Origin of the sequence: Bradyrhizobium denitrificans, from assembly GCF_013179005.1 — a bacterium.
GTDB lineage: Bacteria > Pseudomonadota > Alphaproteobacteria > Rhizobiales > Xanthobacteraceae > Bradyrhizobium > Bradyrhizobium denitrificans.
In genome coordinates this window covers 33,853-53,676 of record NZ_JABFDP010000012.1, presented here as the reverse complement: position 1 = coordinate 53,676, position 19,824 = coordinate 33,853, and the positions used below count along the sequence as shown (strand labels likewise).

Here is a 19,824-nt window from a genome sequence, read left to right as displayed (position 1 = left end):
ACATGTCGGCCGAACCCGCAACCGCATTCGCATCGAGCGCCCGAACCGACGAGCCCGCCGAGCAGCCATTCTACATTCCGATGACGGGACCGGCGGCGCGGCCACGGCGCTCGCTCAAGCACGACGACACCTTCATCGTGCTCGACGGCCATGGCGACATCGGCGCGTCGGCCGGCGGGCCGGACGGCCTGTTCAATGCCGATACGCGCTATCTCGCGCGGCTGGAACTGACGCTCGACGAGGTCCAGCCGCTGCTGCTCGGTTCCAGCCTGCGCGACGACAATTCGGGGTTGACCGTCGACCTTACCAATCCCGACATCTATGAGCAGGGCCGGCTGGTGCTGCCGAAGGACGTGCTGCACATCGTGCGCACGATCTTCCTGTGGCGCGGGACCGCCTATCAGCGCATCGGCGTGCAGAACCATGGCGACCGGCGCGCCAGCTTCGATCTCAAGCTCGCTTTCGATAATGATTTCGCTGATCTGTTCGAGGTGCGCGGCGCCGTCAGGACGCGGCGCGGCAAGGGCGCCAGCCGGCTGATCGGTCCGTCCGATGTCGTGCTGGACTATCGCGGGCTCGACAATGTCACGCGCACGACGGCGTTGCATTTCGATCCGCGACCGACATCGCTTGCGGTCGATGTCGCGACCTATCATTTCGATCTCGCGCCGCAGGAATCGACGTCGCTGTTCGTGGCCGTGAGCTGCAATGCGAAGGCCGGCGAACGGCCGGGCCGCTTCTTCCGCAGCCTGCTCGCGCATCGCCGCGAGATGCGCCGCTGCACCCATGGTGCGACCACGATCGAGACCTCCAACGACATCCTCAACGAGGTGCTGTGCCAAGCTGCGGCCGACCTCAACATCCTGATGACCGACACGCCGGAGGGGCGTTATCCCTATGCCGGCATTCCCTGGTATTCGACCACGTTCGGCCGCGACGGGCTGATCACGGCGATGCAGATGCTGTGGGTCGATCCGCGCATCGCTCGCGGCGTGCTGCGCCGGCTCGCCTCGCATCAGGCGGACGCCACCGATCCGCTCGCCGACGCCGAGCCGGGCAAGATCCTGCACGAGATGCGCGGCGGTGAGATGGCGGCGCTGCGCGAGGTGCCGTTCGCCTGCTACTATGGTAGCGTCGACTCGACGCCGCTGTTCGTGCTGCTCGCCGGCCTCTATGTCGAGCGGACCGGCGACATCGACACGCTGCGCGAGCTGTGGCCGGCGATCGAGGCGGCGCTGCACTGGATCGACGGTCCCGGCGATCCCGATCGCGACGGCTTTGTCGAATATCAGCGCGCCTCGGAGCAGGGTCTTGCCAATCAGGGCTGGAAGGATTCCTACGATGCCGTGTTCCATGCCGACGGACGGCTGGCCGAGGGTTACATCGCGCTCGCCGAGGTGCAGGGCTACGTCTTCGCCGGCAAGCAGCTGGCGGCGCGGTGCGCCCGCCGGCTCGGCAAGGCCGATTTGGCCGAACGGCTGCAGGCGGAGGCCACGCGGCTGGCGCAGCAGTTCGAGGACGCCTTCTGGTGCGAGGATCTCAACACCTATGCGCTCGCGCTCGACGGCAGCAAGCAGCCGTGCCGGGTGCGCACCTCGAATGCGGGGCAGTTGCTGTTCAGCGGCATGGTGCGCGAGGACCGCGCCCGCAGGGTCGCCGCCGATCTGTTGCGGCCGCACTTCTTCTCCGGCTGGGGCATCCGCACCGTCGCCTCTGGCGAGGTGCGCTACAATCCGATGTCCTATCACGACGGCTCGATCTGGCCGCACGACAATGCGCTGATTGCGCTCGGCCTGTCGCGCTACGGCCTGAAGCACGCGGTGGAGCAGGTGTTCGGGGGCCTGTTCGAGGCGGCGTCCTACATGGATCTGCGCCGGCTGCCGGAGCTGTTCTGCGGCTTCCGCCGTGAGAAGCATCGCGGGCCGACGCTGTATCCGGTCGCCTGCGCGCCGCAGGCCTGGGCGAGCGCGACGCCGTTCACCCTGCTCGAGGCGGCCCTCGGGCTCGAGTTCGACGCCGCTCGCGGTGAGATCCGCCTGCGCAATCCGCGGCTGCCGGCATTCCTGGACTGGGTGGTGCTGCGCGACCTCCGGCTCGGCAACTCTACGATCGATCTGCGCATCCGCCGCCACGACGAGGACATCTCGATGGAGGTGCTGCGGCGGCGCGGCCAGATCCAGGTCTCGCTGGTGCTGGCGCAATGACGCGGACTGTGCATCGGTTCCGCAACGCTCGCGCGCTCGGCGGCCTCGTTGGGTTGTCGCTGCTCGCGGGCCTGCAGATGAATGCCGGCCATGCCCAGCAGGCGTCGCCGACGCCGCCCACGAAGGAGCCGGCGCCGCCGCCTTCGGTGACGATCCTCGGCGCGCGCGATGCGCATGGCGTGCTCGGCCGCGACGTGCGCAGTTCGACCGGCGAGGACATGGGTCACATCGTCGACGTCATCGTCGATCTCACCGGCACGGTGCGGGCGGCGGTGATCGATTTCGGTGGTTTTCTCGGCGTCGGCAGCCGCAAGATCGTCGTCGATTGGACTGCGCTCGATTTCAAGCACATCGCCGACAAGAGCGACCAGGTCACGCTGGATCTCACCAAGGAGCAGGTGAAGGCCGCGCCCGAATACAAGGAGGACAAACCCGTCGTCGTGCTCGGCGCCGCCGGCAAGCTGTCCCCCTGGATTTTCGATCATTGAGTTGATGCGTGAGCCCGCCGGTCCGGCACGTCAGCGTGCTCCGGACAAGGTGGGCCTATTCTGTCCCGCGACCGTCATGAATTGAGACCGTGAGAGCGATGCCGATTGCACGGCCGTCCCTACCGCCCGACCGCGAGCCCGAGCCAGATGGCACGGACGCCGGCGCGCGCGCCGGCACCGCGCAAGAGCACGGCCCTTCTGGGAAGCCGTCGCCGTCGCAGCAGAGCCTGCGCGGGCTCGACTGGTTCATCTTCTTCCTGGCCGACGTACAGACCGGCTTCGGTCCGTTCATCGCCGTCTATCTCACGACGCAGAAATGGACCCAGGCGCAGATCGGCCTGGTGCTCTCGATCGGCGGCATTGTCGGCCTGATCGGACAGATGCCGGGCGGCGCGATCATCGATGCGGCGAAATCCGAGCGGCGCGTGGCGGGGCTCGCCGTCGCCGCCATCGGATGCTGCGCGCTGGCTTATGCGGTCTGGCCGATCTTTCCGGTCGTCGCAGGCGCGGCGACCCTGCATGCGGCCGCAAGCTGCGTGCTGGGGCCCGCGATCGCCGCGATCAGTCTCGGTCTGGTCGGTCCGCGCGGCATGGCCGAGCGTCTCGGCCGCAACGCGCGCTTCGCCTCGCTCGGCAACGGCGTCGCCGCCGCCATCATGGGAACGTGCGGCTATCTGCTCTCGAGCCGTGCGGTGTTTCTCGTCACTTTCATTCTCGCTTTTCCGACCCTGATCGCTTTGTCGCGGATCCGCGAGCGCGAGATCGACATCGCGCGGGCGCATGGCCACGCCGTGCAGGAGGACAGGGAGGTCGCGCGGCTGTCGAATCTGCTCGGCCTGCTGCGCCAACGGGCGCTGCTGGTGTTCGCGTTCGGCGTGTTCCTGTTGCAATTCGCCAATGCAGCGATGCTGCCGCTGATGGCAGGGGTGGTGACCACAAAATCCAGCGAATGGGCGCCGATGCTGATCGCATTCTGCATCGTCGTGCCGCAGGCCATCGTCGCGCTGACCTCGCCGTCCGTCGGTGCGGTGGCACAACAATATGGCCGCCGGCCACTCCTGATGCTGGGATTTTCGGCGCTCGCGATTCGCGGCGCGCTGTTCGCGGTGGTGCACGACCCCTACATCCTGGTGGCTGTGCAGATCTTCGATGGCATGACTGCCGCGGTGTTCGCCGTGATGATCCCGCTGACCGTGGCCGATGTCGCCTTCGGCAGCGGTCACTTCAATCTGGCGCAGGGGATCGTGGGGACCGCGACCGGAATCGGCGCGTCGCTGTCGACCGTGGTGGCCGGATTCGTCAGCGACAGGTTTGGCAGCGCCACGGCCTTTCTGGGATTATCGGGCGTGGCGCTCACGGGGCTGGTCCTGATCGCGCTGCTGATGCCCGAGACCGGGCAGCACGCGCGCAGGGCTTGAGGCAAGGCTTAAGGGAGGGCTTGAGTCCGCTGGGCGCCTCAGGCGTCCATGCTGCGCAGGCGCTGGCGGTTGCGCAGCACGATCTGGCGGGCACCGGAGAAGCCGAGAACACCCTGGCTGTGCAGTTGCGACAGCGCGCGGGAGACGGTCTCCAGCGTCAGGCCGAGATAGTCGCCGATGTCGCGGCGGCACATCGGCAGCGCCATCATGCCGGCCACGGCCAAGCGGCGGTCCATTTCCAGCAGGAAGGTCGCGACCCGCTCCATCGCGGTCTTGCGGCCCAGCAGCAGCATGTGGTCTTCCGCATGGCGGAGGTCGCCGGCGGTCATCGTCCACAGCTTGCGGGCGACGGCCACGTCGACGCTGGCGGCCTGTTCGAGGCTGCGACGCTTTACCAAGCGCACATTGGTGTCGATGATGGCTTCGGCGGCCAGACGGTGAGAGGAGCCGAATTCCAGGCCGAACACGTCGCCCGGCAGATGGAAGGCGCCGATCTGGCGGCGACCGTCGGACAGCAGCTTGTAGCTGCGCACGGCGCCGGAGATGACCTGGTAGACATATTCGGCCGGCTCGTCCTCGCCGTAGATCTCCTCGTCCTTCTTGTACGAGAACTCGCTGGCGATCAGCCCGGCATGGCCGGTGATCTCGGCAAACGGATTGGCGGCAGGAGAGGGAAGGACGGTGGCGGTGGGGGTGACGACCGAATGTGTAACCGGCTGATTGAGCATGACCATCTCCTTGCGGCGGATGGCGATGTGGTACACGGCGGCTCCCGTTAAGGACATTTCGGCCGTTATCTTAAGGACGTTCCCTTACGTAGATATACGTAGATCGGCCCCTCAGGAGGCGCGCTGGGCGGTAGTCGAATGCTCGTTCGCGATCGCCTTGCGGATGCGCTTGACCAGATTATCGTCGAGCAACGGCTTGAGCAGGAAATCCTGGATGCCGACGGCTGCTGCGCGCGCCTCCAGCCGGTCGTCATAATGGCCGGTGATCAGCACCACTGGTGCGGTCGCACCCTGCTTGCGCAACCGTTCGGCGAGCTCGACGCCGTTGAGCTCGGGCATCTTGTAATCGACGACGAAGCAGTCGACCGGCGCATGATCCGATGCGTTGAGCAGCGCGATGCCGCTGCGGAACGTGCGGACGTCAAACCCGTCGGCCTCGAGCAGGAAGCGGAGCGAGCCGAGGACGTCGGCATCGTCATCGGCGACGTAGACCTTGGGTTTGGTGTGAACCGACATGGCACGTGCCGCGAGAATGTAATGTTGAACCGAGACACAACATTACAATCGATTCCGTCAAGGCCGCTTGATCTAGCTCAATCCTTCAAAGCGCCAGCGCGCATCGCCAGCCGCACCAGCTCGGAGAGGCTGTTCGCGCCCATCTTGGTCATCACGTTCGCGCGGTAGACCTCGATGGTGCGCGGACTGATGTCGTACTCGCGCGCGATCAATTTGTTGGAGAGGCCGGCCATCAATCCGTCCATCACCTGCCGCTCCCTGGGGCTCAGGCTGGCGATGCGGCCGAGGATGTCTTGCGTGATCGATTCGTTCTTCGCCGCCGGCTCGGCCTGCCGGATTGCCGTCTCGATCATCGCCACGAGCCGCTCGTCCTCGAACGGCTTTTCGAGGAAGTCCACCGCGCCGAGTTTCATCGCCTCGACCGCGAGCGGGACGTCGCCATGGCCGGTCATCACCAGAATCGGGAAGCTGCTGCCAGCCGCCTTCATGCGCTTCAGCAGTTCGATGCCGTCAATGCCGGGCATCCGTACGTCCGACACCACGCAACCGAAGCTGAGCGAGGGCAGGTGCTCGAGAAACGACTGCGCGTGCTCGAACAGAACCACCTCGAAGCCGGAGGAATCGAGCAGGAAGTTGAGCGAATCCCGCATCGCCTCGTCGTCATCGATCACATAGACCTTGGCCCGTTCAGCCATCATGCTCAACCCTGGTTGGAGCCGCCGGCAGGGTGAAGCGGAATGTCGCGCCACCCGCCTCGTTGTTCTCGGCCCACATGCGCCCGCCATGGGCCTCGATGATGGAACGGCTGATGGAAAGCCCGACTCCCATTCCGGTGTCTTTGGTTGTGAAGAAGGTCTTGAAAAGGTTGGGCATGACGTCGTCGTGGAAGCCTGTTCCCGTATCGGACACCGCGACCTCGATCAAGTCGTCGCTGATCCGGCGGTTTGTCGCGGCCAGTTCCCGTCGTGGAGCGTTCGACATGGCCTCCAGGGCGTTGCGGAACAGGTTCACGAGCACCTGCTGGATCTGCACGCGGTCGGCCAGAACCAGATCGGCATCCGGGTTGAGCTGGAAGCGCAATTGGACGTTCTGTTCGCGGGCGCCGGCGAGTCCGAGCGCGCCGGCCTCCTCGATCAGCTTGGACAGGCTCTCGACCCGCTTTTCCGATTCGCCGCGCGAGACGAAGTCGCGGAGCCGGCGGATGATCTGGCCGGCGCGAATCGCCTGCTCGGCAGCGCGGTCCATGGCGCTTTCGATCTTGCCGGTGTTCGGGTCGCTGCTGCCGGCGAGCAGCCGGCGCGAGCCCTTCATGTAGTTGCTGATGGCCGCCAGCGGCTGGTTCAGCTCATGCGCTAGCGCCGAGGCCATCTCGCCCATGGCGCTCAGCCGCGACACATGAACCAGCTCGGACTGCAATTCGCGTAAGCGTGCCTGGGTCTGCTGGTGCTCGGTGAGGTCATGGGCGAAGCCGGTGAAATAGGGCTTGCCGCCGGATTGCATCTCGCCGATCGACAGATGCATCGGGAAGGTCGTGCCGTCGCGGCGCCGGCCGGTCACGATCCGGCCGATGCCGATGATGTGGCGCTCGCGGGTCGAATGATAGCGGGTGAGATAGCCCGCATGACGCGACCGGTCCGGCTCCGGCATCAATTCGCTGACGTCGAGGCCGGCCGCCTCTTTCTCGGTGTAGCCGAACATGCGCTCGGCGGCGGTGCTGAAGAACTGGATGATGCCGCTGCCGTCGATCACGATCATCGCGTCGGGCACCGTGTCCAGGATCGAGCGGAAATGCTGTTCCCGCAGCCGCAGCGCCTCTTCCAGTCGCTTCTCCTGGTCGATATCGAGCGCGATGCCGCGAAGATGTCGCGGCTTGTCGGCCGCGTCGGGCACCACGCCGGCCAGCACGCGAATCCAGTGATCGCCGCCGGGCACTTTGAACGACATGTCGAAGCCGGTGCCCTGCTGGCGGGAATGCTCGATCGCCGCTTCGACAGCCGCACGATCTTCCGGCGCGAGCAGCGCAAGAAAGACCGCGAACGTGACCGGGTCATCGGCCCCCACTCCGAACAGCTTCCGGGTGGTGGCCGACCAATAGAAATCGCCGGTGGCCAGGTCGAGATCCCAGGCGCCGAAGCCGAGCGCATTGGCGTCCTCTGGCCGGGCCGCCGCATCGGGAAAAGGTTGGGTGACGCCGCGCACTTCTAGACTTTCAATCGATTCGCCATAATGGCCGAAGCTGGATTGCCGTGAACAGGCGGTGCGGGGAGGGGCCGCACCGGTATTCTACACGAGATTTAGCAGCCGCAACGCAGGGTTGGCGTAAACTTTGGATCGACAATTCAAGGGTTTCCCCGGTTTTCCGCAAGTTCCACGGTTCACCTCGACCGGCGGGCTCCGCAGCCGCACATTGATCTATCTCATCACGGCGGGGGATTTCACCTCTATGAGCTGCATGGAAGCAATGTTTGGAGACGCGGGATGACGTTCGCGACTGTCATGGTGAGCCTAGCGCTCAGCCAGCCGAATGAAGCCCGTCTCCAGGTCGCCGGCGACTTGGCGGCGCGCTTCGAGGCCGGGGTGATCGGCGTGGCGGCCGCGGAATTTACCCCGCCGCTGTATTTCACCACCGGGGAGCAGGCCCAGGATCTGATCGAGCAAGGCGAGGCCGCGCTGCAGACGCGGCTTGGTGAGCTTGAGCAGCACTTCCGCTCGGTGGTCGGGGGGCGCGCGGCGCCATTGAGCTGGCGTGCGGCGCTGGATTTCCCGGTCCGCTACGTTCTGGCGCAGGCCCGCGCCGCCGACATCCTGGTGACCGGGAGCATTCCTCCCGGGGTGTCCGATGCATTCGCGGTCGCCAGCCCCAAGGATCTCGTGATGCAAGCGGGGCGACCGCTGCTCGTGGTTCCGGACAATGCGACCTGGCTCGACCTCTCGACGGTCCTCGTCGCCTGGAAGGAGACCCCCGAGGCCCGTCGCGCGCTGGTCGATGCGCTGCCGCTGCTCGCCAAGGCGACCGACGTCGTCGTAACCGAGATCCTCGAAAACACATCAGAATACGATGCCTGCGAGGCGCGCCTGGATGACGTGGTCGCTTGGCTCGGCCGTCATCAGATCGTCGCATCGGCCCGGGTCGAGCAGCCGGGGCAGGGGCGCAACGTCGCGGCCAAGCTCGATGCCGTTGCCGCCGATGTCTCGGCCGGCCTCGTCGTTGCCGGCGCCTACGGTCATTCGCGCTTCCGCGAGCTCGTGCTCGGCGGCGTCACCGAGCATCTGGTGACGCGCACCGAGCGTTGCGTGCTGCTGTCGCACTGAAACTCAACCGCTTCATCCGAGAACAGGATCGCCGCCTTGTACAGATTTCTCGAGGAAACCGCCGGCACCTACATGACGCGGAACGTCACGACCGTGACCCGGGACACGACGATCCGCGAGCTGAGTGACATGTTCGACCGGGACGATTTCAACACCTATCCCGTCGTCGAGAACGACGAGGTGATCGGCATCGTCACCAAGTTCGACATCCTGAGATGCTTCGCGTTCACGCCGAATCAGATGCTGCCCCGCTACAGCGATCTGATGGACCGCACCGTCGCCACCGTAATGACGTCCGAGTTCATCTATGTCCGGCCGGATACGAAGCTGACGCGGGTGCTGCAATTGATGGTGGAGCATCGCATCCGCAGTCTTCCAGTGACCGACGGCAACAACCGCCTGGTCGGGATCGTCGCCCGCGAGGACATAGTTCGGGCGCTCGCGGCGGCCGCGAAGGACTGACGGCGGCCGCTCGGCTGGAACTGATACGGAAGTCTAAGACCACATCGTCCCGCACGCATGACGGCGCGCGGGACGATGCGTTTGCGTGCTTCATGCGTGCTTAATCGGTCCGCGCGCGGCCTGTTGTCGGCGAACCGGTCGCAAACTTGATTTCGATCAATTCCACGTGTGAACGATTATGGTTGCTGGGCTCGTGTTCTTTCAGCGAGATTCCGCATGAGCGCGTCCTCACCCACAAAATCAATGACCATCGGCGAAAGCGGCTTGTCGCTGACTTTCGCCGTCACCGCCTTCTTGTGCGTCTTCGCTGCGGCGAAGGCGCTGGATACGGCCTTCGCGTTCCACGCCTCGCTCGCGGCTGCCGCCAGCGCGGCGTCCGTCTTCTTCATTCTCAACCGCTATTTCGAGCGTGGCGAGCTGCCGCCGCAGGAGATCAACGGCCGGCCGAACTACAATCTCGGGCCGATCAAGTTCTCCTCCTTCATGGCCATGTTCTGGGGCATCGCCGGCTTTGCCGTCGGCCTCATCATCGCCTCGCAGCTCGCCTGGCCGGCATTGAACTTTGACCTGCCCTGGACCAGCTTCGGCCGCCTGCGGCCGCTGCACACCTCGGCGGTGATCTTCGCGTTCGGCGGCAATGTGCTGCTGGCGACGTCGTTCTACGTCGTGCAGCGCACCTGCCGCGTCCGGCTCGCCGGCGATCTCGCCCCTTGGTTCGTGGTGATCGGCTACAACTTCTTCATCCTGATCGCGGGCACCGGCTACCTGCTCGGCGTCACCGAGGGCAAGGAGTACGCCGAGCCCGAATGGTATTCGGATCTGTGGCTGACGATCGTCTGGGTGGTCTACCTGCTGGTGTTCCTGGTGACGGTCATCAAGCGCAAGGAGCCGCACATCTTCGTGGCGAACTGGTTCTATCTGGCCTTCATCGTCACGATCGCGGTGCTGCATCTCGGCAACAACCCGGCGCTTCCGGTGTCGTTCTTCGGTTCGAAGTCCTACATCGCCTGGGGCGGCGTGCAGGATGCGATGTTCCAGTGGTGGTACGGCCACAACGCGGTCGGCTTCTTCCTGACCGCCGGCTTCCTCGCCATCATGTACTACTTCATCCCGAAGCGGGCGGAGCGTCCGGTCTATTCGTACCGGCTGTCGATCATCCACTTCTGGGCGCTGATCTTCCTCTACATCTGGGCCGGCCCGCACCACTTGCACTATACGGCGCTGCCGGACTGGACCCAGACGCTGGGCATGACCTTCTCGATCATGCTGTGGATGCCCTCCTGGGGCGGCATGATCAACGGCCTCATGACCCTGTCGGGGGCGTGGGACAAGCTGCGGACTGACCCCGTGCTGCGCATGCTGGTCGTGTCGGTCGCCTTCTACGGCATGTCGACCTTCGAAGGTCCGATGATGTCGATCAAGGTGGTCAACTCGCTCAGCCACTACACCGACTGGACCATCGGTCATGTGCATTCCGGTGCGCTCGGCTGGGTCGGCTTCGTGTCCTTCGGCGCGCTGTACTGCCTCGTGCCCTGGATCTGGAACCGCAAGGGTCTCTACAGCCTCAAGCTCGTGAACTGGCACTTCTGGACGGCCACGCTCGGCATCGTGCTCTACATCTCGGCGATGTGGGTCTCGGGCATCCTGCAGGGTCTGATGTGGCGGTCCTACACGGCGCTCGGCTTCCTCGAATACTCCTTCATCGAGACCGTCGAGGCGATGCATCCCTTCTACATTATCCGTGCCGCTGGTGGCGCGCTGTTCCTGATCGGCTCACTCATCATGGCCTACAATCTCTGGATGACGGTCCGTGTCGGTGAGGAAGAGGTTCAGTCGCCCGTCGCCCTTCAGCCGGCGGAGTGAGGTATCCAACCATGTCATTCTGGCAACGACACCAAGTCTTCGAGAAGAACTCGATCATCCTGGTCATCGGCATCCTGCTGGTGATCGCGATCGGCGGCCTCGTCGAGATCACTCCGCTCTTCTACCTGAAGAGCACGATCGAGGCGGTCGACGGCGTGCGTCCTTACACGCCGCTCGAGCTGGCCGGCCGCAACATCTATGTCCGCGAGGGCTGCTATCTCTGCCACTCGCAGATGGTGCGTCCGCTGCGTGACGAAGTGGAGCGCTACGGCCACTTCTCGCTTGCCGCGGAGAGCATGTACGACCACCCGTTCCAGTGGGGCTCCAAGCGCACCGGTCCTGACCTCGCCCGCGTCGGCAACAAATACTCCGACGACTGGCATGTCACCCACCTGACCAACCCGCGCGCCATCGTTCCGCAGTCGATCATGCCCGGCTATCCCTTCCTGAAGGAGACCGAGCTGAACGCCGACAACGTCGCCGATCACTTGAAGACGTTGCGGGCGGTGGGCGTGCCCTACACCGACGACCAGATCGCCAACGCCGCCGCCGACCTGAAGGCGCAGGTCGATCCGGACGGTGCCGGTGCGGAGGCGCTCACCAAGCGCTATCCGAAGGCCGTGGTGCGCAACTTCGATGGCAAGGCGGGAGCGCCGACGGAAATGGATGCGCTGGTGGCCTACCTGCAGATGCTCGGCACGCTCGTCGACTTCAAGATCTACAACGAAAAAGCCAATCTGCGCTGAGATCGAGAGGCGAGCATCATGAAGCCCATCATTGCAGTCGAAAACATCGCGTCGTCACTCGTGACGACGCTGTGGACCCCAATCTTCTTCGCGATCTTCATTGCGATCGTGACCTATGCCCTCTGGCCTCGCAACAAGGCCGCTTTCGATGAGGCGGCGAGCATGCCGTTGCGGGAGGAGTAAACTCATCATGGCTGACCATACCGAAGTCGACAGCGTCTCCGGCACCGCCACGACGGGCCACGCCTGGGACGGCATCAAGGAGCTCAACACCCCGCTGCCGCGGTGGTGGGTGATCACCTTCTACATCACCATCATCTGGGCGATCGGCTACTGGATCGTGTATCCGGCCTGGCCGACCATCTCCAGCAACACCAAGGGCCTGTTCGGCTACTCGTCCCGCGCGGACGTGGCGGTCGAGCTCGCCAATCTCGAGAAGATCCGCGGCGCCAAGATGGCGGCGCTGGCCACTGCCTCGCTCGCCGACATCGAGAAGGACCCGCAGATGCTCGCCCTGGCGCGCGCCAAGGGCAAGACCGTGTTCGGCGACAATTGCGCCGCCTGCCACGGCACGGGTGCGGCCGGCGCCAAGGGCTTCCCGAACCTGAACGACGACGACTGGCTGTGGGGCGGCTCGCTGGAGCAGATCCAGCAGACCCTGCTGTACGGCGTGCGCTCGGGCCATCCGAAGACCCGTGAAGGCCAGATGCTCGCTTTCGGCAAGGACGGTGTCCTGAAGCCGGCGGAGATCGTCACGGTCGCCAACTATGTCCGCGAGCTGGCGGGCCTGCCGACCCGGCAGGGCTACGACGCCAAGGCGGGCGCCAAGATCTTCGCCGAGAACTGCGTCGCCTGCCATGGCGACAATGCCAAGGGTAATCCGGAGGTCGGCGCGCCGAACCTCACGGACAAGATCTGGCTCTATGGCTCGGACGAGGCGACCCTGATCGAGACCATCACCAATGGTCGCGCCGGCGTCATGCCGGCCTGGGAAGGCCGGCTCGACCCGACCACGATCAAGGCGATGGCGGTCTATGTCCACTCGCTGGGTGGAGGAAAGTAACGGAAATCCAACGGAACGTTCCCTTCAATTGAGCTGGATCAACTGAGCGGCCGGAGGTGGGCATACCTTCGGCCGCAACTGCGAGAAGACCCCAGCCATGACGCGCCTGCCATGAACCAGACGGTAAAGCCCGAAGACCTGCAACCGGTGGACGATTACGGTCCGCTCTATGCTGCGCACAAAAAGGTCTATCCGCAGAGCGTCTCGGGCACCTTCCGCCGGATCAAATGGGGCCTGATGGGCTTCTGTCTCGGCGTCTATTATTTCCTGCCTTTCGTGCGCTGGAATCGCGGCCTAGGCGCGCCGGACCAGGCGGTGCTGATCGATTTTCCCAATCACCGCTTTTACTTCTTCTTCATCGAACTGTGGCCGCAGGAGGTGTATTATTTCACCGGCCTCTTGATCATCGCCGCGATCGGTTTGTTCCTGATGAACGCGATCGGCGGCCGCATCTGGTGCGGCTATCTCTGTCCGCAGACGGTATGGACGGACCTGTTCTATGCCGTGGAGCGACTGATCGAGGGCGATCGCCGCGAGCGCATGAAGAAGGATGCCTCCAGCGATCCGATGAAGCTGGAGCGGATCTCGGAGCTGGTGCTCAAACATTCGATCTGGCTGATGATCGCCTGGTGGACGGGCGGCGCCTGGGTGCTTTATTTCAGCGACGCGCCGACCCTGGTGAAGGACCTCGTCACCTTCCAGGGGCCGATGCTGGCCTATATCTGGATCGCCATCCTGACCGCCACGACCTATACGCTCGCCGGCTTCATGCGCGAGCAGGTCTGCGTCTATATGTGTCCCTGGCCGCGCATCCAGGCGGCGCTGACCGACGAATGGGCGCTCAACGTCACCTATCGCTATGACCGCGGCGAGAGCCGCATGTCGGTCAAGAAGGCGGCCGAGCTGCGCGCGCTGGGCCAGCCCGCCGGCGATTGTATCGATTGCAAGCAATGCGTGGCGGTGTGTCCCACCGGCATCGACATTCGCGACGGCGCGCAGATGGACTGCATTCAGTGCGGCCTGTGCATCGACGCCTGCGATGCGGTGATGACCAAGATCGGCCGCCCGACGCGGCTGATCGGCTACGACAATGACATCAACATCCACCGCCGCCAGGAAGGCAAGCCGCCGGTCTACAAGCTCGTGCGCGCGCGCACCGTCGCCTATGCCGCGATCATCGCCGTGGTCGGAGGCGCGATGGTCTACAAGCTCGCGACCCGCTCGCTGCTCGAGGTCAACGTGCTGCACGATCGCAATCCGGTGGCGATCAAGCTGTCCGACGGCTCGATCCGCAACGCCTATACGGTGCGCGTCCTCAACAAGCATGGCTTCGATCGCGTCATCGCCATCGACATCGAGGGGCCGGCGAATGCGACGGTTCATGTCGTCGGCGCCGATTCGGTGACGCCGGATCGTCCGATGATCGTGGTCGGGCGCGACCAGACCGAGGAGCTTCGCCTACTGGTGACCGCGCCCGAGGAAAACAATCCCGAGAAGTCGATCCCGGTAAAGTTCCACGTCACCGATATCGGTCTCGGCGTCGTCGCCGCCGCCACCGACAATTTCGTCAGTCCCTAACGCGCCGAAGGAGCCCGCCAATGGCCAGCCGTTCCGATCGATCCAAGCCGCTGACCGGCCGCATGGTGCTCGCCATGCTCCTCGGCTTCTTCGGGACCGTGATCGGCGTCAACGTCTATATGATGAAGATGGCGATCTCGACCCTCCCGGGCACCGATGTCGACAGCGCCTATACCGCGAGCCTCGGCTACGAGAAGGAGATCGCGGCGGCGCGCGACCAGGAGGCGCGGCGCTGGCAGGTCGAGGCGCATATCGAGCGCGGCGCGAGCGGTGCCGCCGTGGTGCAGGTCAATGCGCGTGACGCCAGCGGCAATCCGCTCTCGGGCGTGAAATTCCAGGGCCGGCTCGAGCGGCCCGCCGACAAGCGCGCCGACCAGGAGGTCGAGCTCGCCGAGATCGGCATCGGCATCTATCGCGGCACGGCTGAGGCGATCGCACCCGGGCAGTGGGACCTCGTGCTCGAAGGCGATTCCAGCGGCCGACGGCTGTTCCTGTCCAAGAATCGCGTGCTGCTGAACTGAAGGACGTCCGACCATGCATGTGACGCGTGATTTCTCGCATTACGTCAAGGATCTTGGCGCCGGCCTGAAGCACATCGACCTTGCGGTCGAGGGCGTCAGCTGCGCCGGCTGCATGGCCAAGATCGAGCGCGGCTTGTCGGCGCTGCCCGACGTGACCCTCGCGCGCGTCAATCTCACCGATCGCCGCGTCGCCCTGGAATGGAAGCAGGGCACGCTGGACCCGGCCAAGTTCATCGATCGCCTCGCCGAGCTCGGCTACAAGGCCTATCCGTTCGAGAAGGCGAGCGCCGAGGCCACCGAAGCCGAGGAGTCGCGCTTTCTGTTGCGCTGTCTCGGTGTCGCGGCGTTTGCGACCATGAATGTGATGATGCTGTCGGTCCCGGTGTGGTCCGGCAATGTCAGCGACATGCTGCCCGAGCAGCGTGACTTTTTCCATTGGCTGTCGGCGGTGATCGCGCTGCCGGCCGTGGCCTATGCCGGCCAGCCCTTCTTCCGCTCCGCCTGGCGCGCGCTCAAGAGCGGCAACGTCAATATGGACGTGCCGATCTGCATCGGCGTGATCCTGGCGCTCGGCATGTCGCTCGTCGAGACCTTCCATCACGCCGAGCATGCTTATTTCGACGCCGCGATCATGCTGCTGACCTTCCTTCTGGTCGGCCGCTATCTCGACCAGAACATGCGGCGGCGGACGCGTGCGGTCGCCGGCAATCTCGCGGCCCTGAAGGCCGAGACCGCGACCAAGTTCATCGGCGCCGACGAGATTTCCGAGGTGCCGGTCGCGGCGATCCGCGCCGGCGATCTGGTGCTGCTGCGTCCGGGCGAGCGCTGCGCCGTCGACGGCGTGGTGGTCGAGGGCCGCTCCGAGATCGACCAGAGCCTGATCACCGGCGAGACGCTCTACGTGCCGGCCGAGCAGGGCACCGCCGTCTATGCCGGCTCGCTCAATATCTCCGGCACCTTGCGCGTCCGTGTCTCCGCGGCGGCCGAAGGCACGCTGCTGGCCGAGATCACGCGCCTGCTCGACAATGCGCTGCAGGCCCGCTCGCGCTACATGCGACTGGCCGACCGCGCCTCGCGGCTCTATGCGCCAGTGGTGCATGCGACCGCCGCGCTGACCGTGCTGGGCTGGGTTCTGGCTGGGGCGAGCTGGCATGATGCCATTGTCACCGGCATCGCCGTGCTGATCATCACCTGTCCCTGCGCGCTCGGTCTTGCGATCCCCACGGTGCAGACCGTCGCGTCTGGCGCGATGTTCAAGTCGGGCGTGCTGCTCAATGCGGGCGATGCCATCGAGCGCCTTGCCGAGGCTGAGCACGTCATCTTCGACAAAACCGGCACGCTGACCTTGCCCGAGCTTGAAGTGGTCAACGCGGCCGACATTCCGGCCGATGTGTTCGCTCTCGCGGGGCAGCTCGCGCTGTCGAGCCATCATCCGGTGGCCGCCGCCGTCGCCCAGGCCGCGAAGGCACGGTCGCCGCTGATGGGCGCGGTCGAGGAACCGGGGCAGGGCGTGCGTGCCGTGATCGACGGCGTCGAGATCAGGTTGGGACGGCCGGCCTTCTGCGGCGCCGAGGCGCTCGCGGTTCAGAATGCCAATCTCGATCCCGAGGCTTCCGTCGTCGCCTTCCGTCGTGGCAGCGACACCTTCCTGTTCTCGGTGCGCCAGGGGCTGCGTCCCAACGCGGCCAAGATCGTCGCCGGCCTGCAGCGTCGCGGCATCAAGGTCGAGATCCTGTCGGGCGATCGTGAGGCGGCCGTCGCCGCCGCCGCCAAGGCGCTCGGCATCGATGAGTGGCGCGCCAGCGTCACGCCGGCCGACAAGATCGCGCGGATCGAGGAGCTGAAGCGCGCCGGCGTCAAGGTGATGATGGTCGGTGACGGCATGAACGACGCCCCGTCGCTCGCCGCCGCGCATGTCTCGATGTCGCCGATCTCGGCCGCGCATCTCAGCCAGGCTACCGCCGATCTCGTGTTTCTCGGCCGTCCGCTGGCGCCGGTGCTCGCCGCTGTCGACTATGCGCGCAAGGCGCTGCATCTGATGCGGCAGAATCTGTGGCTTGCGGTCGGCTATAACGTGCTGGCCGTGCCGCTGGCGATCAGCGGTCTCGTCACGCCATTGATCGCGGCGGCGGCGATGTCGGGCTCGTCGATCCTGGTCATGCTGAATGCGCTGCGCGCCCGCAAGGTCGCCGGGGAGGCGGTGTCATGGAAGTGATGATCATTCTCGTGCCGTTGGCGCTGGCGCTCGGCCTGGCTGGCCTGGTCGGCTTCCTCTGGTCGCTGAAGAGCGGCCAGTATGAGGATCTCGAAGGCGCGGCGTGGCGCGCCATCGCCGATGACGATGAGCCGGCGCCGGCTCAGCCGGAGGCCGCTCCGGGCCGGCCCTGAGTGACGGCCACGCTTTGACCCGCAGGTGTGCCTGCAGATTCGGAGGCCGGTCGCAGGTCAACTACTGCGAGAGTTGCGTTGCGGCATCACCTAAAGTGTGGTGCGTCCTTCCCGTTCGGGCTGAGCGATCCGCTGCGCTGTGAGCTTCCCTCCTATTCGCTAAGGCCCGAAAGCCCGAAACTCCCATCAGGATACCGGCTGATCCGCTCGGCTTAAGGGATTAGTTGTAGTTTGTTCTTAATCATCAAGGCGACGCCCTTGCTGCTGCCGGTCGACCGGCCATGCGGCAGCGGAATCTTGCAGAGCTGTGCAGTCGCCCCGGTGCGCCGTGAGCCGCCGAACCATCGATGACGATTAGGAACGGCCGATGTCCGAGCGTGGAACGATGCGAAGCGAGACATTTCAAGCAGACACCGGGGCGGTCAGTCTCAAATGGAAGATCCTCGCTGGCAATCTGTTGACCGGCGTGTTTGCGATGGTCTTCGCCTGCGTCCTGGCGTGGGGCGGATGGGGCGATCTGCGCAAGCGTGAGCAGGCCGCCCGCGTCCTCAACGCCTTCGAGCTGGTGATGAAGGTGAACGCCCAGATCCCGCTGGAGCGCAGCCAATGGAATCTGCTCGCCGCCGGCGCGGCGGCCTCGGCCGACGACATCGCCAAGCTGGACAAGGCGATTGCGACCACCGACGAGGCGCTGGCGCAGGCCAAGACCGCCGCCCAGATCGCGAGCCTCTCGACCAACAACATCGACTCGGCCGAGCGGACGCTCCGTGATGTTCGATCCGCGGCGCGCGGCGCCGTTCCGTTGCCTGCCGCGCAACGTCCCGCGAATATCCAGGCGGCCACCACCGACGGACTGGGACGCGCTGCGGAAGCTCTCAATGCCTCCATCGACGAGACCGCGATCGAGCTGTCGCGCGTCGGCGGCGATGTCGAGAACCTGCTGCCGTCGGGCCAGCTGGCGCAATTGTCGCAATCGATGCGCACCGTCAACGGTGCACGCTCCGCGGTGCTGCGCTTCTTCATCCAGAACCAGAACTGGACGCCCGCCCGTCTTGCCGAGGTCACGGAGCAGAGCGGCCAGGTGACCCTGCTCTGGCAGCAGATCGAGCTCGCAGCGCGCAGCGTCCGTGACACGCCGGCGGTTGCCGCCGCGCTGGAGCATGTGCGTTCGACGCTGATGGGCGAGGGCGAGCGCCGCTATCGGCAGATCGTCACGGCCGCGCGCGACGGACAGCCGTCCCCGGTCACCGCGGAGGAGTGGGGCCGCTGGACCACGCCGATGCTGAACAACGTCATCGTGCTGCGCGACGCGGCGCTGACATCGGCGCATCAGGCGATCGACAAGGCCATCGACGCGGCGCGGCTGCGCCTGTTCGGTGCGCTCGGCATCGTGCTTCTGGTCGCGATCGTGTCCGCGGCCGTGGTCGTCGGGGTCGTGCGCGGCGTCATCGGGCCGCTGGTCGGACTGACCGGCGTGACGCTCCGGCTGGCCAATGGCGAATTGGGCGCGGATATTCCGAGCGAGTCGCGCAAGGACGAGATCGGCGCGATGGCGCGCGCGCTCAAGGTGTTCAAGGATGCCCTGATCGCCAAGAAGGAATCCGATGAGGCGGCGCAGCGCGATGCGCAGGCGCAGATCGATCGCGCCCGTCGGCTCGACACGCTGACCCGCAATTTCGAAGCGACGATCGCCGACATCGTCAATACGGTTTCGTCGGCCGCGTCCGGACTCGAAATCTCGGCGGATACGCTGACCAACACCGCGAACCGCTCCAAGGAACTCAGCACCGTCGTGGCGGCGGCCTCCGAGGAAGCCTCGTCGAACGTTCAATCGGTGGCCTCCGCCACCGAGGAGCTGTCCTCTTCCGTGACCGAGATCAGCCGCCAGGTCCAGGCCTCGGCCCGCATGGCCGGCGATGCCGTGCAGCAGGTGCGCCAGACCAACGGCCGCGTCGCCGAGCTGTCGCAGGCTGCCGCCCGCATCGGCGATGTCGTCGAGCTCATCAACACCATTGCCGGCCAGACCAACCTGCTGGCCCTGAACGCCACGATCGAGGCGGCCCGGGCCGGCGAGGCCGGCCGCGGCTTTGCAGTGGTGGCGACCGAAGTGAAGGCGCTGGCCGAGCAGACTGCCAAGGCGACCGACGAGATCTCGCAGCAGATCTCCGGGGTGCAGGCGGCCACCCAGGAATCGGTCAATGCCATCCAGTCGATCAGCACCACGATCGAGCGGCTGGCCGAGATCGCCTCGGCGATCGCTGCGGCCGTCGAGGAGCAGGGGGCCGCGACCCAGGAAATTTCCCGCAACGTGCAGCAGGCCGCCACCGGGACCCAGCAGGTCTCAGCCAACATCACGGACGTGCAGCGGGGGGCCGCTCAGACCGGCTCGGCATCGGCCGAAGTGTTGTCGTCGGCGAAATCGCTCGCCGGCGACTCCAACCGGCTCAAGCGCGAGGTTGGCAATTTCCTGGAGGCTGTCCGCGCCGCCTGAGATAGCTTCGCGGCGTCCGACAGGTCCGATCCACAAACAGAAGGCC

The 19,824-nt window shown here is 65.5% G+C and carries 18 protein-coding genes; 14 read left to right on the top strand and 4 right to left on the bottom strand.

Translation table 11 applies throughout. The features are described 5' to 3' along the window. The first annotated feature begins 2 nt into the window (after nt 1–2). The 3 genes from HL671_RS14655 (at nt 3) to HL671_RS14645 (ending at nt 4,110) form a co-directional block, all read left to right on the top strand. Nucleotides 3–2,204 (top strand): amylo-alpha-1,6-glucosidase, encoded by a 2,202-nt coding sequence (locus HL671_RS14655; RefSeq protein WP_172236803.1) that lies wholly within the window; start codon nt 3–5, stop codon nt 2,202–2,204. Then, nucleotides 2,201–2,692 (top strand): PRC-barrel domain-containing protein, encoded by a 492-nt coding sequence (locus HL671_RS14650; RefSeq protein ID WP_049795354.1) that lies wholly within the window; start codon nt 2,201–2,203, stop codon nt 2,690–2,692. The genes HL671_RS14655 and HL671_RS14650 overlap by 4 nt, the downstream gene beginning before the upstream one ends. A gap of 98 nt (nt 2,693–2,790) precedes the next feature. Then, on the top strand, nt 2,791–4,110 hold the full coding sequence (locus HL671_RS14645) for an MFS transporter (protein ID WP_012042941.1): 1,320 nt from the start codon (nt 2,791–2,793) through the stop codon (nt 4,108–4,110). A gap of 38 nt (nt 4,111–4,148) precedes the next feature. On the opposite strand, the gene HL671_RS14640 is transcribed toward HL671_RS14645, so the two are convergent. The 4 genes from HL671_RS14640 to fixL all read right to left on the bottom strand — a co-directional run bounded on the left by HL671_RS14640 (nt 4,149) and on the right by fixL (nt 7,553). Next, nucleotides 4,149–4,838 (bottom strand): helix-turn-helix domain-containing protein, encoded by a 690-nt coding sequence (locus HL671_RS14640; RefSeq protein ID WP_012042942.1) that lies wholly within the window; start codon nt 4,836–4,838, stop codon nt 4,149–4,151. 111 nt (nt 4,839–4,949) lie between these two features. After that, nucleotides 4,950–5,354, bottom strand: a complete 405-nt coding sequence (locus tag HL671_RS14635; protein WP_012042943.1) for a response regulator — start codon at nt 5,352–5,354, stop codon at nt 4,950–4,952. 77 nt (nt 5,355–5,431) lie between these two features. Beyond that, nucleotides 5,432–6,049 carry a response regulator FixJ gene (gene fixJ / locus HL671_RS14630; RefSeq protein WP_012042944.1) on the bottom strand — a complete coding sequence of 206 codons (618 nt, stop codon included), beginning with the start codon at nt 6,047–6,049 and terminating at the stop codon, nt 5,432–5,434. Then, nucleotides 6,042–7,553 carry a sensor protein FixL gene (gene fixL, locus HL671_RS14625; protein WP_172236802.1) on the bottom strand — a complete coding sequence of 504 codons (1,512 nt, stop codon included), beginning with the start codon at nt 7,551–7,553 and terminating at the stop codon, nt 6,042–6,044. The genes fixJ and fixL overlap by 8 nt, the downstream gene beginning before the upstream one ends. A 279-nt stretch (nt 7,554–7,832) precedes the next feature. Here fixL and HL671_RS14620 point away from each other — a divergent pair, with 279 nt between their 5' ends. The 11 genes from HL671_RS14620 to HL671_RS14570 all read left to right on the top strand — a co-directional run bounded on the left by HL671_RS14620 (nt 7,833) and on the right by HL671_RS14570 (nt 19,778). Then, nucleotides 7,833–8,666 carry a universal stress protein gene (locus HL671_RS14620; protein WP_012042946.1) on the top strand — a complete coding sequence of 278 codons (834 nt, stop codon included), beginning with the start codon at nt 7,833–7,835 and terminating at the stop codon, nt 8,664–8,666. 36 nt (nt 8,667–8,702) lie between these two features. Beyond that, nucleotides 8,703–9,128, top strand: coding sequence for a CBS domain-containing protein (locus HL671_RS14615; RefSeq protein ID WP_012042947.1), 426 nt, complete (start codon nt 8,703–8,705; stop codon nt 9,126–9,128). Nucleotides 9,129–9,344: 216 nt separating this feature from the next. After that, nucleotides 9,345–10,991, top strand: a complete 1,647-nt coding sequence (ccoN, locus tag HL671_RS14610; RefSeq protein ID WP_041750606.1) for a cytochrome-c oxidase, cbb3-type subunit I — start codon at nt 9,345–9,347, stop codon at nt 10,989–10,991. Between the two features lie 11 nt (nt 10,992–11,002). Further along, nucleotides 11,003–11,737, top strand: coding sequence for a cytochrome-c oxidase, cbb3-type subunit II (ccoO, locus tag HL671_RS14605; protein ID WP_172236801.1), 735 nt, complete (start codon nt 11,003–11,005; stop codon nt 11,735–11,737). A gap of 18 nt (nt 11,738–11,755) precedes the next feature. Further along, nucleotides 11,756–11,920, top strand: a complete 165-nt coding sequence (locus tag HL671_RS14600) for a CcoQ/FixQ family Cbb3-type cytochrome c oxidase assembly chaperone (RefSeq protein ID WP_041750607.1) — start codon at nt 11,756–11,758, stop codon at nt 11,918–11,920. A gap of 7 nt (nt 11,921–11,927) precedes the next feature. Further along, a complete protein-coding gene (gene ccoP / locus HL671_RS14595; protein WP_012042950.1) occupies nt 11,928–12,800 on the top strand; it encodes a cytochrome-c oxidase, cbb3-type subunit III in 873 nt (290 codons plus the stop codon). A gap of 111 nt (nt 12,801–12,911) precedes the next feature. Beyond that, the gene (ccoG, locus tag HL671_RS14590) at nt 12,912–14,378 is read left to right on the top strand and encodes a cytochrome c oxidase accessory protein CcoG (RefSeq protein WP_172236800.1); all 1,467 of its coding nucleotides are present in this window, start codon (nt 12,912–12,914) and stop codon (nt 14,376–14,378) included. A 20-nt stretch (nt 14,379–14,398) separates the two neighbouring features. Further along, nucleotides 14,399–14,899 carry a FixH family protein gene (locus tag HL671_RS14585; protein WP_172236799.1) on the top strand — a complete coding sequence of 167 codons (501 nt, stop codon included), beginning with the start codon at nt 14,399–14,401 and terminating at the stop codon, nt 14,897–14,899. A gap of 13 nt (nt 14,900–14,912) precedes the next feature. Further along, entirely contained in the window at nt 14,913–17,114 is a 2,202-nt protein-coding gene (locus HL671_RS14580) for a cation-translocating P-type ATPase (RefSeq protein ID WP_172236798.1), read from the top strand. Next, a complete protein-coding gene (gene ccoS / locus HL671_RS14575; protein ID WP_041750608.1) occupies nt 17,105–17,287 on the top strand; it encodes a cbb3-type cytochrome oxidase assembly protein CcoS in 183 nt (60 codons plus the stop codon). Before HL671_RS14580 ends, ccoS begins: the two co-directional genes overlap by 10 nt. 367 nt (nt 17,288–17,654) lie before the next feature. Next, nucleotides 17,655–19,778 (top strand): methyl-accepting chemotaxis protein, encoded by a 2,124-nt coding sequence (locus HL671_RS14570; RefSeq protein WP_172236797.1) that lies wholly within the window; start codon nt 17,655–17,657, stop codon nt 19,776–19,778. Nucleotides 19,779–19,824: the final 46 nt, after the last annotated feature.